Origin of the sequence: Pseudomonas sp. Fl5BN2 (assembly GCF_009908205.1) — a bacterium.
Taxonomy (GTDB): domain Bacteria; phylum Pseudomonadota; class Gammaproteobacteria; order Pseudomonadales; family Pseudomonadaceae; genus Aquipseudomonas.
This window is the reverse complement of sequence record NZ_JAAARL010000016.1, coordinates 53,648-68,392: the sequence shown is the minus strand read 5'-3', so window position 1 is coordinate 68,392 and position 14,745 is coordinate 53,648. Positions and strand designations below refer to the sequence as shown.

The window sequence follows — 14,745 nt, the reverse complement described above, 5'->3', positions numbered from 1 at the left end:
GCCGCTATGACTCTGACGCCGGCCCCATAGCGCAAACAGTGCAGGGGCCGGGGCTAACCTCGGCCCGGCTGGCGCAACGCTTATTGATGCTGGACCTGGACCATCGACGCCACTTGCACCCGCGCCTGCATCTGCTCGGCCCCGCCACCGCGGCGCATGCCGCGCACCGGGCAGGCATCCAGGTAGTCCAGGCCCACCGCCAGTTTCAAATGGCGTTCGGGCCGGGCCAGGCGGTTGGTCACGTCGAAGCTGTACCAGCCATCGTCGAGCCAGGCTTCGGCCCAGGCGTGGCTGGCCAGGTGGCTTTCATCCTCGGTACACAGGTAGCCGGAAACGTAGCGCGCGGGGATTCCCAGGCTGCGCGCGCAAGCCAGGAAGGCATGGGTGTGGTCCTGGCAGACCCCGGCACCACCGGCAAAGGCCTCGGCAGCCGTACTGCCGACCCCGGTGGCGCCTGGGCTGTAGGGCATGCGCTCGGCCAGGGCCTGCATCAGGTCGATCAACGCGGCGCGGTCTCGGCGTTCGCCGCAGTGGCGCCGGGCAAAATCGCTCAATGCCGAGTCCGCCTGGCTCAGCCGGCTGCAGCGCAGGAACGGCAGTGGCGACAGGCTATCGCCCTCCACCTCGCGGCGGGTATCGATCTGCACTTGGCCAAAGGCCGTGAGGACAATGGCGCCGTGGGGCTCGTCGAGGGTCATGACGTGGAGGATGTTGCCGTAGGGGTCGCGCTGCGCACGCACTCGGCGCGGCAGCTCCAGGTGCCATTCAAGGATCTGCTGACGCAGGCTGTTCTGCGGGGTCAGGCGCAGGAACTGGATGCTGGTGCAGACTTCGTCGGCATAGCTATAGGTCGTGTCGTGACGGATGGACAGTTTCATACCACCTCCAGATAGGATTCGTGCACGGTCTGCCCCAGGTGGCGGATCTGGCCAATGCAATCGGTCAACCACAGGTGCAACCCGGAGTCGAGAATCTCGTTGATCCCGGTGTAGCGCAGGCGTGCATTCAGTTCGGCGGCCAGGCGCTGGGCGGCACGGCCATTGTCCCCCGGCAGGCTGGCGAGGATCTGGTCCAGTTCCTCGACACAGGCGTGCAGCGACCGCGGCACGTCGGCGCGCAACAGCAGCATCTCGGAAACCTGCTCGGCCCCCGGTGCATTGCGGTAGATCTCGTTGAACGCCTCGAAGGACGACAACGCGCGGAGCAAGGCGCTCCACTGGTAGTAGCCGCGGGCCGAGTCGTCGCTGACTTCCTCGGACTCCTCGCCGAACATTTCATAGCGCGCATCCAGCAGGCGCAGGGTGTTGTCAGCACGCTCGATAAAGGTCCCCAGGCGGATGAAGCGATAGGCGTCGTTGCGCATGATGGTGCCAGCGGTGGCACCCCGGAACAGGTGCGAGCGCTCCTTGACCCACTCGCAGAACTGGCTGATGCCATAGCGCCCCAGGCCGTTCCTGGCAATGTTGCGCATTTCCAGCCAAGTGGCGTTGATGTTCTCCCACATGTCCGCGGTGATCCGTCCGCGCACCGCATGGGCGTTGCTGCGGGCCGCTCTCAGGCAGCAGTAGATGCTCCCCGGGTTGGTGTCGTCGAGAGCGAAGAAATGCAGCATGCGCTCGGTATTGAGTTCACCGTAGCGCTGGTTGTAGTCATCCAGGGTACCGGCCGCCAGCAGCGACATGGCCAGCTCGGCATGGCCATCACCGCGCCCGGCCTGGGGCATCAGCGACAGCGAATAACTGACTTCGAGCATGCGCGCCAGGTTCTCGGCGCGCTCCAGGTAACGGGACATCCAGTACAGGTCCGCAGCGGTTCTTGAGAGCATGGTTCAGTCCTCCACTACCCAGGTGTCTTTGGTGCCGCCGCCCTGGGATGAGTTCACCACCAGCGAGCCTTCACGCAGGGCCACGCGGGTCAGACCGCCGGGCACCAGGCGGGTTTCTCGGCCAGACAGCACGAACGGCCGCAAGTCGATATGCCGTGGCGCGATGCCGCTTTCGACAAAGGTCGGGCACGTGGACAGCGACAGCGTCGGTTGGGCGATATAGGCCTCGGGGCGGGCCTTGAGGCGGGCGCGGAACTCCTCGATCTCCGCCGCGGTGGCCGCCGGCCCCACCAGCATGCCGTAGCCACCGGAGCCTTGGGTTTCCTTGACCACCAGGTCCGGCAGGTTGGCCAGCACATGGGACAGTTCGGCAGGCTTGCGACACTGCCAGGTCGGTACGTTATTGAGGATCGGCTCCTCGCTCAGGTAGAAGCGGATCATCTCGTCCACATAGGGATAGATCGACTTGTCGTCGGCAACCCCGGTGCCCACCGCATTGGCCAGTACCACGTTGCCGCAGCGGTAGGCAGCGATCAGCCCCGGTACGCCAAGCATGGAGTCGGGGTTGAACGACAGCGGATCGAGGAAGGCATCGTCCAGGCGTCGATAAATCACGTCCACCGCCTGGGCCCCGGCCGTGGTGCGCATGAACACCCGGTCATCACGGACGAACAGGTCGGCGCCTTCCACCAGCTCCACGCCCATCTCCCGGGCGAGGAACGCATGTTCGAAATAGGCGCTGTTGAAACGTCCCGGGGTCAGCACTACCACCGTCGGGTTATCCAGCGGGCTGGAGCTCTTCAGGGTGTCCAGCAACAGATTCGGGTAATGGTCGATGGGCGCCACCCGCTGGGCGGCAAACAGCTCGGGAAACAGGCGCATCATCATCTTGCGGTCTTCGAGCATGTAGCTGACGCCGCTGGGGGTGCGCAGGTTGTCTTCGAGCACGTAGTAACGGCCGTCGCCATCGCGTACCAGGTCGACCCCGGCGATGTGGGCATAAATGCCCCGGTGCAAGTCCAGGCCCTGCATGGCCACCTGGTAGCCCTCGTTGGCCAGCACCTGCTCGGCGGGGATGATGCCTTCCTTGAGAATTCGCCGGTCGTGATAGATGTCGGCGAGAAACAGGTTCAGCGCCTGCACCCGCTGGATGCAACCGCGCTCCACTGTGCGCCACTCGCTGGCCTTGATACTGCGGGGAATGATGTCGAAGGGAATCAGGCGTTCGGTGCCCTGCTCGTCGCCATACAGGGTGAAGGTGATGCCGGCGCGGTGGAACAACAGGTCGGCTTCGCGCCGGCGCTGGTCCAGCAGCTCCAGGGGGGTGTCCGCCAGCCAACGGGCGAACGCTTCGTAGTGAGGTCGGCAGGCGCCGCTGGCAGCATACATTTCATCGAAACAAGCGCGGGACATAGCCACTCCTTGCCGTGCGGTCAACGGCTTTTTATTTGAACCCTGTGTGTACGGAACCCGGCTTTAACCTTGGTGGGGATCATCGATCCCGGTGTCTCTGAGCACCTCCTGAGCGCGTGAGCCGGGACGGCCCGTGCCGCCCCCTGCTAGAGCGATAGCAATCGCTATGCCGCAAATGCACGACGCGCCACCAGCGCAGCAGTTCGCGGCAGAAATGACCGTTTAGCGACAATTTGATTCAGCAAAGTGACACGACAAGGACAAAAGATGCGGGCTTGGAGCGGGTATCCAGGCTGCCGGAGCATTGCGCGTCCGGCGGGTGCGGGCAGAATCGGTGCACAAAACCACGCCCTTGGGCTTTTTGCCCCGTTATCGGGAGTTTTCTACCCAGCGCCCCATCACCGGTTGCCTTCGGCCTCGCTCGACGGCGGCCGATCCCTGGCCGGGGGCGCACCATTGCGGTTCAGGCGCCAGGTTCAGGGCGCTGTCGAAAAGACTCTGCCGGCAATCGCGCGAGGATCTGTTGCGTCGCTTGCTGCGGTGACAGGCGTGCGCTGTCGAGGCGCAAGGGCGGCCGCGCCCAGGGCTGGTAGTCATGCTCGAGCACCGACTGCCAACTGGGCGCCTGCAGCCCCGGTACATCCAACTGTCGGGTCTCGACCCGGCGCCGATGTTCTTCGCGGTCGGAACAGACCACCTCGACCTCCAGCAACCCCACCCCCAGCTTGCGCGCCAGGGCCTGCCAGGCCTCACGGCTTTCGGCCACGGGATTGACGCAATCGGCCAGCACCCGGTTGCCCAGTGCCAGGTTGGCCTCGGCCAATTGCAGGGCAATCTGGTAGCCGGCCTTGCCGACCTCGGCCAACCCGCCGTCGCGCAGTCCCTGCTCGATACTGTCGATGCGCAGATAAGTAGCCCCCAGGTGCGGGACCAGGGTACGGGCGATGGTGGTTTTGCCGGTGCCTGGCAATCCGCTGAGAACGATGAGCATGCAAGTCCCTGCCTGGGTCGATGGGCGTCCAGCTTCGACACAATCACGCCCCGCGTCCAGCACTTGTCAGCCTTGTCCAGGCAGTGCCAATGCCTAGGACGCCGCCGGGGCCGCACGCGGCCAGGACAACAGTGCAGCTTCCGGCATCGGGCGGGCGTACCAGTAACCCTGGGCCAGCTCGCAGCCCATTTCCAGCAGCAGGCGGCGTTCCGACTGGGTTTCCACGCCTTCTACCACCAGGCACATTTCCAGGTTGCGGGCCAGGGCCAGGGAGGCGCCGACCACCGCTCGGCAACGCGGCTGGTGCATCAGTTCACGGACGAAGTGAGCGTCGAGCTTGATCTGGTTGAAGGGCAACTCGCACAGGCGTTGCAAGGAGGAATATCCGGCGCCGAAGTCGTCGATGGCCAGGTTGCAATCCATCATGCGCAGGCGCACCAGGTTTTCCAGGCTGATGGCGGGGGCTTGTACCAGGCCGACCTCGGTGATTTCGAACGTCAGCAGCCGTGGCGGAACCTGGTGCCGTTGGCTGGCCCGGCGGATGTGCCCGACGATGTCGCTGCACGCCAATTGCCGGGGCAACAGGTTGAAGGCCAGCTCCAGTTTCTCTCCAAGGTCGAGCAAGCGCCGTTGCAGGGCCATGCCCTGCTCAAGCTGCTGGAGGAATACCTGATCCAGCAGGCCCGCTGCGTCCAGCTCGTCGAGAAACACCGCCGGGGCCAGGACCCCACGCTCCGGATGGCACCAGCGCATCAATACCTCGGCGCCACTGCAGGTGGCCTGCAGCAGGTCGAACTTGGGCTGGTAGTAAGGCACGAACTGACCCTGCTCGACGCCGCGCAGCAGTTCTTCACGACTGGCCCTGGCGAAATGCCGGGGCGCCGCCGGGAGCACCTGCTGATGGCGCTGCTGGTAGCGATCGAGCATCTCGCGCAAGGCCGTCAACTGCGCCGGCTTGCCCACATCCCCGAGGACGATCAGCCCCAGCAGGCTGATCATCTGCAGGACCGCGCGACGCAGATCGGGCTCGATCACGCTGTAGAGAATCACCGCCCGCACCAGCCGCTCGGCACTGGCCAGGCGCAGGAACTCCAGGCCGTCCATCCCGGGCATCTGCAGGTCACAGAGCACGATGTCCGCGCCACCGTGCTCGCGCAGCAGGCTCAGGGCACTGACCCCGTCGGAGGCGGCCAGCGGCTCGACCACACCCAGGCGCCGCAACTGCTCCAGGGCCAGCATCTGCGGCACCGGATGGTCTTCCAGAACCAGTATCTTCAGGGTCTTCAAGCGCGGCTCCAGGATGAGCGGCGACTGCCGATATGCACCCAATGGGCGGTGGCCATGCCGCCAGTGGCGGCCATCGGCACAACCATTGCGAGGGGGCGGATAAAAACAAGCGTATCGCTAACCTGAAGCAGGTCAAGGCACCGACCTGACCTTCGGTCCGTCAGCCTCAGGGCGCTTGCCCGAGGCATTGCGGCCCGGAAAAATAAGCCACTTTTGCCCACGCCCTTGATCTATATTTACCTCCAGCATTGGCGGCTCAACCTTGTACGGCGGCTTATGCGGCCAGCCCTGTTGCCCCCTCGATTCATCCTTGTGCCGTTATTCGATCAGGAGCCCCGATGCCTCGTCTTTTCCTGCTGCCCACATTGATGTGGCTGGCATGCCTCCCGGCCTTGGGCGATACCGCGACCCCCTTGCAACTGCTCAACTATGAATCTCCCCATCACCATGAACTGACGCTGACCAACGACGACTGGCAATGGCTGCGCAGCAAGCGCGAGCTGGTGCTGGGCACCTCGCAGCACAACCTGCCGCCGCTGGAAATGGTCAACGAGGCCAATGAGTACGAAGGCCTCACCGCCGACTACATCGGCCTGCTGGCAGACTCCCTGGGGGTGAAGATCAGCATCCGCGCCTATGACACCCGCGAGCAGGTCTTCGCCGCCCTGGCCCGGGGTGAAATCGACTTAATGGGCAGTGTCACCTCCAGCGAAGCGCAACAGCATCATCTGCTGCAGAGTCAGAGCTACATCATCAACCGCCCGACCCTGGTGGCCCGCCTGGGGGATTCGCCGCCGTTGAAGAACGGCCTCGAGGGCCGCAGCCTGGCCATCTCCGAGGATGCCCTCACCTCCCAGGTCGCCCAGGCCATGTACCCCAAGGCACGGATCGAGAGTTTCGCCACGGCCGATGCAGCGATGGCCGCCGTGGCTTTCGGCGAGGCCGATGTGCTGCTCAGCGATGCGGTCTCGGCGCAGTTTCTGATCTCCCGCAACTACAGCGACTATCTGCGGATCATCTACAGCGGCCTGGCCAGTGCCTCGGGGTTCACCTTCGCGGTGAACCCGGACAATCAACGACTGCAACACTTGCTCGATAGCGCCTTGCAGGCCATCCATAAAGAACAGGACATCAGCATCCGCAATCGTTGGGGTGACCGCCTGCTACTGAGCCTGGACAAAACCAACCTCAGCGCCGATGAGCAACGCTGGATCGAAAAGAACCCGGTGGTGCGCATCGGCATCCACCGCTACCTGCCGCCGCTGTCCTATTTCGACACCGATGGCAATTACCTGGGGATCACCGCCGACCTGCTGGCGATGCTGGAGACCAAGACCGGCCTGACCTTCGAAATCGACTCCCAGCCCAGCCTCGAGGACCTCAGCGATGCGGCGCACGAGGGTCGGGTGCAAATGGTTGCCGACCTGGCTCGCAATCATGACCGCGAAGCCTATCTGCACTTCACCCGCCCCTACCTCGTGGGGCCATACATGCTGATCACTCGCAACGAACCCGAAGCGCCGAAAACCCTGGAGGACATGGCCGGCAAGACCCTGCTGATTGGCAGCGGCCACGCCCTGCTGCCGCTGCTGCGCCAGCGCTACCCGCAGATCAAGATTGCTGAAGTGCAGACCAACTTCGAAGCCATGACCCTGCTGCGCGAGCGCAAGGGTGACGGCGCCGTGCAGGCGGAGATCTCCGTCAGCTACAACCTGCCGCGAATCAAGGAAGACCAGCTCAAGGTCAATTCGGCGCTCAACCTGCCCCTGCTCAACGAGTCCTTCGGCATCCGTCGCGATCAGTTGGAGCTGTTCAGCATCATCGACAAATCCCTGCGCAGCATTGCCCCTGACGCCATCACCGAGCTCAACAACCGCTGGCGCTCCAAGGCGGCGATCGCCCCGCCCTCCTGGCGTGACTACCGCACTACCCTGTACCTGGCCGCCGCCGGCTCGGCGCTGTTGCTGCTGATCGCCCTGGCCTGGGGCTATGCCATGCGGCGCCAGGTCAGCCAGCGCGAGCGCGCCGAGCAAGCCCTCAACGACCAGATGCGCTTCATGGATGCACTGATCAACGGCACACCGAACCCGATCTACGTGCGCGACCTGGAGCGGCGCCTGGTGATCTGCAACGACAGCTACCTCAAGACCCTGGGCATCGATCGCCAAAGCATGCTCGGCACCCGCTTCGAGCAACTGGCGGTGCCTGAGGCCATGCAGTTCGCCGAAGACTTCCAGGCCATCCTCGCCAGCGGCCAACCCTTGCTGATCGACCGCGAAGTGCATATCCGCGGCCAGCGCCTGCAGATCTACCACTGGATGCTGCCCTATCGAAATGTCCAGGGCGAAATCCTCGGCATCATCGGCGGTTGGCTGGACATCAGCGAACGCCAGCAACTACTGGAGGAAGTCACCCAGGCCAAGAACGATGCCGACAAGGCCAATCGTGCCAAGACCATCTTCCTGGCCACCATGAGTCATGAAATCCGCACCCCCATGAGCGCAGTGATCGGCATGCTCGAACTGGCCCTCATGCGCGCCGACCAGGGCCAGCTCGACCGGCCCTCGATCGAAGTCGCCTACAGCTCGGCCCTGGGCTTGCTGGAGCTGATCGGGGACATCCTCGACATCGCCCGGATCGAGAGCGGGCGCTTGAGCCTGAGCCCCGAGCGCGCCAACCTGCGGGACCTGGTGGAGTCGGTGTTTCGCGTATTCGATGGCCTGGCGCGGCAGAAAGGCCTGCGCCTGGACCTGGACCTGGACAGCAGCGCCAACGGCGATGTGCTGGTAGACCCGCTGCGCTTCAAACAGATCTTGTCGAACCTGGTCAGCAATGCGATCAAGTTCACGGACCACGGCGGGGTGCAGATCCGTGTGCTGGCCGAGCATGACGACCCAGAGCTTCTGCCCTTGCTGCTGACCGTCAAGGACAGCGGCATCGGCATCGAGCACGACGACCAGCAACGCCTGTTCCAACCCTTCAGCCAGGTGCCCGGGCAACATCAGAACGCGCGCTCGGGCACCGGCCTGGGGCTGGTGATCTGTCGCACCCTGTGTGAAATGATGGGCGGCCAGCTAAGCCTGAAGAGCGAGCCTGGCCAGGGCACCCTGGCTCGGGTACAGCTGCAGCTGAGGCGCCTCGCGCCATTACTGGAGACCCCGCCAAGCGCACCGCAGCTCGTGCTGCCCGTCAACGCCCGGTCGCCCCTGCACATTCTGGTGGTGGACGACAGCCAGGCCAATCGCCAACTGCTCTGCGAGCAGTTGCGGTTCCTCGACTATTCGATGAGCCAGGCGCGCAACGGTGTCGAGGCGCTCAAGGTCTGGCAGCGGGAAACCTTCGACGTAGTGATCACCGACTGCAACATGCCACAGATGAACGGCTACGAACTGACCCGACAGATCCGCGCCGCCGAGCAATCCCAGGGACGCCCCCCGATGCAGATTTTCGGCTTTACCGCCAATGTCCAACCCGAAGAGGAACAACGCTGCCAGGACGCCGGCATGAATGGCTGCATCTTCAAGCCCATCGCCCTGCAGGAACTCGACCGCCGCCTGCGCCAGTTGCCTGCCCTGCCACGGGGACCGCTCCCGGCCAGCAGCGAGCGCTATGACATCCAGCAACTGGACCATCTTACCGGCGGCGACCCCAAGACCATCCAGCGGGTGCTCAAGGGCTTGCATCAGAGTAACCAGCAGGACCTGAAACAGATCCGCGAACACCTGGCCAGTGACAGCATCCAGGGGGTGGCCGACCTGGCTCACCGCATTTGCGGTGCCGCGCGGATCATCAAGGCCCAGGTGCTGATCGAGGAGTGCGATTACCTGGAAAAGGCCTGTCGCGAGGGCGCGGACGCCCCTCGGATCAAGGCGGTACTGACGCGGCTGGAACAGGCCATGGTCAGGCTCGACCATGACTTGCTGGAGTCCATCGTCGACGACTGAGCCACAGCCCAGGCATGTGCCCCGCCCGGCCGCACAGCGGTCGAAGACCGGGCGCCGCAAGTCACCTTGGGCCTCAGTTGCCCAGGCTCTGCAGTTCGAGATGGGCCGAAGCCGACAACGGCCTGGACGGCTGGATCAAGGCCATGCCGAAGCGCTTGCTGATATAGCGGCCACCCGTCGCCGTCAGGGTCAGGGCTCGGCTGTCCAGGTCCTGGGTCAGCCATTTGCGCTCCAGCAGGGTGCGCAACAACGCCGCCCCCAAGGCGCCTCCCAGGTGCGGGCGACGCATGCTCCAATCCAGGCATGGGCAGGCAAAGCGTCGGCGCAAGACACTGAGCTCGGCGACTTCGATACCCAGACCACGGAAGAACTCGATACCGCTGTCACTGACCCGGTAGGCCTCACCCTCCTCGGCCGCCAACAACCAGCCGGCCTCGAACATCCGGTCGTGCAACTGCACCCCCAGGGTGCCTGCCAGGTGGTCGTAGCAGGTGCGGGCGAATTGCAGGCGATCCGGGGTGCGCGGGACAAACGTGCGGGCACTGCCCTGGCCGATCACCATCAACGCCTCCAGTGCCTGGGCCACCAGCGGATCACCGAGGCAGTAATAACGGTGCCGCCCTTGCACCTGGACCCGCAACAATCCCGCCTCCTTGAGCTTGGCCAGATGGGCACTGGCGGTAGAGGCACTGACCTCGGCGATGGCTGCCAGCTCGGTGCTGGTACGCGCGTGGCCATCCATCAGCGCACAGAGCATCCGGGTACGCGCCGGCTCGGCGATGGCGGCCGCTACCTGGGAGACCCCCAGGTCGTTTTGCACTGCATTCATATTTCGCTCCCTGACGAATCATGCCTTCGAAATGATCAGGATAGTAGCAACCTGGATATCTGCCGAACAAAGAGATAAATCATGGACCCGATCAGCGCTGCTACCCATTTCGACCCATACGACTTCTACTACGCCCGCCTGCGTGCCCGGGGTGGCCTGACCTACGAATCCCGGCTTGGGCTGTGGGTCGCCAGCAGCGCGGCGGCCGTGGCCGCAGTGCTCAACCACCCCGCCTGCCACGTGCGGCCGCCCCATGAAGCAGTACCCAAAGCCATCGCCGGCAGCCCCGCCGGTGCGCTGTTCGGCCGTCTGCTGCGGATGAACGACGGCCCGCGCCACAGCTGCCCACGGGCCACCCTGGAGCCAGCCCTGCAAGCCCTGACCGATTGCGATCTGCAACCCTACCTGTACCAGTGGCAACCGGCCCTTACGGCGCCGGTTGACGCCGCCGACCTGCAGCGCTGGCAATTGCGCCTGCCGGTGGCGCTGGTGGCGGCCTTGCTCGGGGTGCCTGCCGAGCAACGAGAGGACCTGGCCCGGCGGACCGGCGAGTTCGTCGCCTGCTTCTCGCCCCTGAGCGATCAAGCCCATTTACATACGGCCGATTTGGCGGCCCACGACCTCAGCCAGCAGATGCAGGCACTGCTCGACGCGCCGCAACCCAGCCCATTGCTGCGGGCGATCCTGCAGCAGCGCGGCGACCTCGACCAACAGGATCTGCGGGCCAACCTGGTGGGCCTGCTGGCGCAGACCCATGACGCCTGCGCCGGGCTCATCGGCAACAGCCTGGTCACCCTCCTGGCCAACCCGGCCTTGTGCCAGCGCCTGCGGCACGACCCGAGCCAGCTCAGCGGCTGGCTGCTGGAAAAGCAGCGCCTGGACCCGCCCGTACAAAACACTCGGCGCTTCGTCATCCAGGACTGCACCCTCAACGGTGTATCGCTGCAAGCTGGCGATGCGGTGCTGGTGCTGCTGGCAGCGGCCAATCATGACCCGGCAATTGCCGCGGTCACTGGCACCGACCCAGCGCGCCAGGGTTTCAGTTTCGGCGCCGGGGCGCACCAGTGCCCCGGCCGCGAGCTGGCACTGAACATCGTCCAGACGCTGCTGCACGGCTTGCTGCAGTCAACGGACCTGAGCAGCCTGTCACTGGACTGGCAGTACCAGGCCTCGGTCAACGGCCGCATCCCGCGGTTCAGCGACAGCGCGCAGGCCCGGCCATGATTGCGCTGATCTTTGAACTGATACCGCACCCGGCGCACCGCGAACGCTACCTGGCGCTGGCGGCCGAGCTGAGGGAGCGCCTCGGTGAAATCGATGGTTTCATCTCCATCGAGCGCTTCCAGAGCCTCAACCAGCCGGACAAACTGCTGTCCCTGTCGTTCTGGCGCGATGAGCAGGCGGTGGCCCAGTGGCGCAATCTGGAATGCCACCGCCAGGCCCAAGCCCTGGGGCGCGACTCGCTGTTCGCCGACTACCGCCTGCGAGTCGCCAGCGTGCTGCGCGACTACGGCTTGCAGGCGCGCCAGCAAGCGCCGCTGGACAGCCAGCAAGTGCATCAGCACCACGCTTGCGGTAAAACGTGCACCCTGCAGCCAGCTGCGCAACCCCCTATCGAAAAAAGGAACAAGCATGTTGTTCGTGGTGATGCTGGGAGGAAAACACCCCAGAGCGAAAATCGAAGTCCACGATGTCCAGTTCGTGGTCGCCGAGAGCCTTGAAGCGGCCCATCCGCAACTGCGTGACGGCTGGTTCGGCAGCCCGACAGGCCTGCATATCGACTCCTGGATGAAGGTCGACGGGGTCGAGGACTACAAAGTCGAACTGAGCAACCTGGCCCCGGCCCCAGGTGCTCCACGCCTGTATTTCCTGAACCTGGGCGGCTACGAGACGGCGACCTTCGGCGAGGCCCACAGCTACCTGCTGGTAGTGGCCCGGGACAAGCTCGAAGCCAAGGCCAAGGGCAAGCAGCAGATGCTCGCCCACTGGCACAAGTCCCACACCGATGCGTTGCTGGATGTCGACGACTGCCTGCCGGTCGATCTGTTGCAAGGGCGTTATGTGCACCTCGTGCCAGGGCCGCACAACGGCATCGTCCAGCACAACGACTACATCATCCTGGGCTGAGCGTTAGCACCCGGCTGCCGGCCCCTTCGCCGGCACGCCAGCGCCCGGAAGTTAACGGTATGCTCGGCGAGCCCAAGCCAATGATCGTTCAAGGAGAGAAATCGATGCCTTTGCAGGTTCGCCCAGCACAACCCGCGGACAGCCAGCGCCTGAGCCAGATCGCCCGCCAGACCTTCGCCCTCGCCTGCCCGCCAGATACCCCGGCGAAGGAAATCGAGGCATTTATTGAAGAGCACCTGTTACCGGAACATTTTGCCGCACTGCTGCAGCAACCCGACAAGCAACTGCGGGTGCTGTTGCAGGGGCCGCAGGTCATCGGCTACAGCCTGATCAGCCAACAGCCCGAAGCGCTCGGGGTAAGCGCCGCGGACGGCATCGCCGAACTGACCCGCTGCTACCTGGACGCCGAACACCATGGCAGTGGCGCTGCCCAGTACCTGCTGAGCCATACCCTGGCGCAACAGCCCGGGCCGCTGCGCCTGACAGTCAACGAAGCCAATGCCCGGGCCATCCGTTTCTATCAGCGCAATGGCTTTGCCATCGTCGGTGAAACCACCTTTCACTGTGGCGCCGACCTGCATCGCGACTGGGTCATGCTGCGCCCCTGAGCGCCACTCAGGCCGGTGTCGCCGGGGCACCGGCCTGAAGATAGTCGAGGTCGAGGTCGTCGATCGGTGTTACCTGGCTCAACAGAAATGCCCGCAGCCGGACCAGGCGCTCCTGGCGCGGGCTGTCCCGCAGCCATACCAGGTAATAGCCGTCCCCTGAAGCTACCGCGCTGGGGAACGGCAAGCCGACCTGGCCACGGCGAATGTCCTCGGCCACCAGGTGCAGGTCGCCAATGGACAGGCCATGCCCAGCCACGGCTGCGGAGATTGCCTGGTCCAGGGTGTCGAAGACCGTGCCCCGATCCAGCCGCACCCGGTCCAACGCCCCGTGGGCCTGCAGCCAGCGGCGCCAATCCCGACGATCCGCCGAGGGGTGGATCAGCGGCGCATCCCTGAGCCGTTCCAGGGACCAAGGCAGCGCGTCCGCCGCTTCGGCCGGGCCAATCGGGATCAGCCACTCATCGAACAGCTTGCAGGCTTCGACCCCGGTGCCGAAGTGACCGTTGCCCAGGAGAATCGCGCAATCGTAGGGCTCGGCGTAGAAGTCCACGTGGTCGAAATCCATCCACACACTGGCCAGTTGTACCGCCAGCTCCGGGCTGTCGCTCTTGAGTTTTTCCAGGGCCCGCAGCAGCCAGCGCATGGTCAGGGTCGAAGGTGCTTTCAGGCGCAACTGAGCGCTGCCGCTGCGCAGCGGCAGACAAGCATCCTCGATGATCCGGAAACCGGCCTTGAGTTCACGGGCCAGGCGCTGCCCAGCGTCAGTCAGCACCAGGCGCGGCCCGTGGCGCTCGAACAGGCGGCAACCGAACTGGCTTTCCAGGGTACGGATATGCCGGCTGATGGCGCTTTGGGTCAGGGACAGCTCCTCGGCGGCCCGGGTGAAGGAGCTGGAACGGGCGGCCACTTCGAAGGCCCGCAAGGCATAAAGCGGTGGCAGTGACTCAACCATCGACAAGCACTCACTGTGATTAATACTCATAGTAGGTCACAGCTTTTTACGTTTTTCAACGCGGCTAAAAGCCCCCAAGCTGGCCCCTTGTGCCATTGCCGAGGAGTTTTTACGTGGAGTTGAATCTGTCGTTATTGTTGGTCTACATGCTCAGTGTGCTGATGCTGGTGGCGACCCCCGGGCCGGTGGTGGCGCTGATCGTCAACACCAGCATGAACGCCGGACCACGCCAGGCCCTGTTGACCGCCCTGGGCACCAATGCGGCGTCATTGCTGCTGGCATTGCTGGCGGTGCTGATGCTGACCAGCGGCCTGGCGCTGGACCCGAGGCTGATCAGTTGGGTGAGCCTGCTGGGCTGCGGCTTCATTGCCTGGCTGGCGCTGCAAGGGTTGCGGGAGGTGTTGGGCACTGCAACCGGGGAACCTGTCGCAGGAGCTGAACGACGTCGTGGCCAAGGGCTGCTGACTGGGTTCCTGGTGGGAATCGGCAACCCCAAAGACATCATCTTCTTTGTCTCGTTCTTTCCCCAGTTCATCCAGGTCAGCCGCTCCCTGCAGCACAGCGCGCTGCTGCTGACGCTGGTCTGGGTCCTGATCGACTTTGCCGTACTGGGGGCTTATATCCTGGTGGCTCGCCAGGGTTTCTCGCTGAAGTACAAACGCCTGGTGACCACAGTTTCAAGCCTGGTACTGCTGGCGGTGGCGCTGGTGGGGATGACCTACTCGGTGCTTGAACTGTGCCGCCCGGGCGCCATGTGAAGCGCCCGGCC

General features: G+C 64.5%; 12 protein-coding genes and 1 pseudogene. 6 read left to right on the top strand and 7 right to left on the bottom strand.

What is annotated here, in order from left to right; genetic code table 11:
- Positions 1-80: 80 nt before the first annotated feature.
- The 5 genes from GV819_RS21880 to GV819_RS21860 form a co-directional block, all read right to left on the bottom strand.
- Positions 81-878, bottom strand: a complete 798-nt coding sequence (locus GV819_RS21880; RefSeq protein WP_161758133.1) for a transglutaminase family protein — start codon at positions 876-878, stop codon at positions 81-83.
- A complete protein-coding gene (locus GV819_RS21875) occupies positions 875-1,825 on the bottom strand; it encodes an alpha-E domain-containing protein (RefSeq protein WP_161758132.1) in 951 nt (316 codons plus the stop codon). Before GV819_RS21875 ends, GV819_RS21880 begins: the two co-directional genes overlap by 4 nt.
- A gap of 3 nt (positions 1,826-1,828) precedes the next feature.
- Complete coding sequence (locus GV819_RS21870; protein WP_161758131.1) at positions 1,829-3,238, bottom strand: circularly permuted type 2 ATP-grasp protein; 1,410 nt, start codon at positions 3,236-3,238, stop codon at positions 1,829-1,831.
- A gap of 463 nt (positions 3,239-3,701) precedes the next feature.
- Positions 3,702-4,229: an AAA family ATPase gene (locus GV819_RS21865; RefSeq protein WP_161758130.1), complete on the bottom strand. Its 528-nt coding sequence runs from the start codon at positions 4,227-4,229 to the stop codon at positions 3,702-3,704.
- Positions 4,230-4,322: 93 nt separating this feature from the next.
- Positions 4,323-5,516 carry an EAL domain-containing response regulator gene (locus GV819_RS21860; RefSeq protein WP_161758129.1) on the bottom strand — a complete coding sequence of 398 codons (1,194 nt, stop codon included), beginning with the start codon at positions 5,514-5,516 and terminating at the stop codon, positions 4,323-4,325.
- A 338-nt stretch (positions 5,517-5,854) separates the two neighbouring features.
- On the opposite strand from GV819_RS21860, the gene GV819_RS21855 reads away from it, so the two are divergent.
- Positions 5,855-9,460 carry a transporter substrate-binding domain-containing protein gene (locus tag GV819_RS21855; protein WP_161758128.1) on the top strand — a complete coding sequence of 1,202 codons (3,606 nt, stop codon included), beginning with the start codon at positions 5,855-5,857 and terminating at the stop codon, positions 9,458-9,460.
- A gap of 73 nt (positions 9,461-9,533) precedes the next feature.
- On the opposite strand, the gene GV819_RS21850 is transcribed toward GV819_RS21855, so the two are convergent.
- The gene (locus GV819_RS21850; protein ID WP_161758127.1) at positions 9,534-10,289 is read right to left on the bottom strand and encodes an ArsR/SmtB family transcription factor; all 756 of its coding nucleotides are present in this window, start codon (positions 10,287-10,289) and stop codon (positions 9,534-9,536) included.
- A gap of 81 nt (positions 10,290-10,370) precedes the next feature.
- On the opposite strand from GV819_RS21850, the gene GV819_RS21845 reads away from it, so the two are divergent.
- From GV819_RS21845 to GV819_RS21830, 4 genes and pseudogenes are all read left to right on the top strand, one after another.
- Positions 10,371-11,513, top strand: coding sequence for a cytochrome P450 (locus tag GV819_RS21845; RefSeq protein ID WP_161758126.1), 1,143 nt, complete (start codon positions 10,371-10,373; stop codon positions 11,511-11,513).
- Positions 11,510-11,848 (top strand): annotated as a pseudogene (locus GV819_RS21840) (antibiotic biosynthesis monooxygenase family protein); the annotation flags it as partial. The gene GV819_RS21845 and the pseudogene GV819_RS21840, both read left to right, overlap by 4 nt.
- Before the next feature lie 73 nt (positions 11,849-11,921).
- A complete protein-coding gene (locus GV819_RS21835) occupies positions 11,922-12,416 on the top strand; it encodes a DUF1543 domain-containing protein (RefSeq protein ID WP_161758124.1) in 495 nt (164 codons plus the stop codon).
- Between the two features lie 104 nt (positions 12,417-12,520).
- Positions 12,521-13,024, top strand: coding sequence for a GNAT family N-acetyltransferase (locus GV819_RS21830; RefSeq protein ID WP_161758123.1), 504 nt, complete (start codon positions 12,521-12,523; stop codon positions 13,022-13,024).
- 7 nt (positions 13,025-13,031) lie between these two features.
- Here the strand turns inward: GV819_RS21830 and GV819_RS21825 are convergent, their stop codons facing one another.
- Positions 13,032-13,976, bottom strand: a complete 945-nt coding sequence (locus tag GV819_RS21825; protein ID WP_161758122.1) for a LysR substrate-binding domain-containing protein — start codon at positions 13,974-13,976, stop codon at positions 13,032-13,034.
- 119 nt (positions 13,977-14,095) lie between these two features.
- Between GV819_RS21825 and GV819_RS21820 the strand changes: the two genes are divergently transcribed.
- A complete protein-coding gene (locus GV819_RS21820; RefSeq protein ID WP_178126063.1) occupies positions 14,096-14,734 on the top strand; it encodes a LysE family translocator in 639 nt (212 codons plus the stop codon).
- Positions 14,735-14,745: the final 11 nt, after the last annotated feature.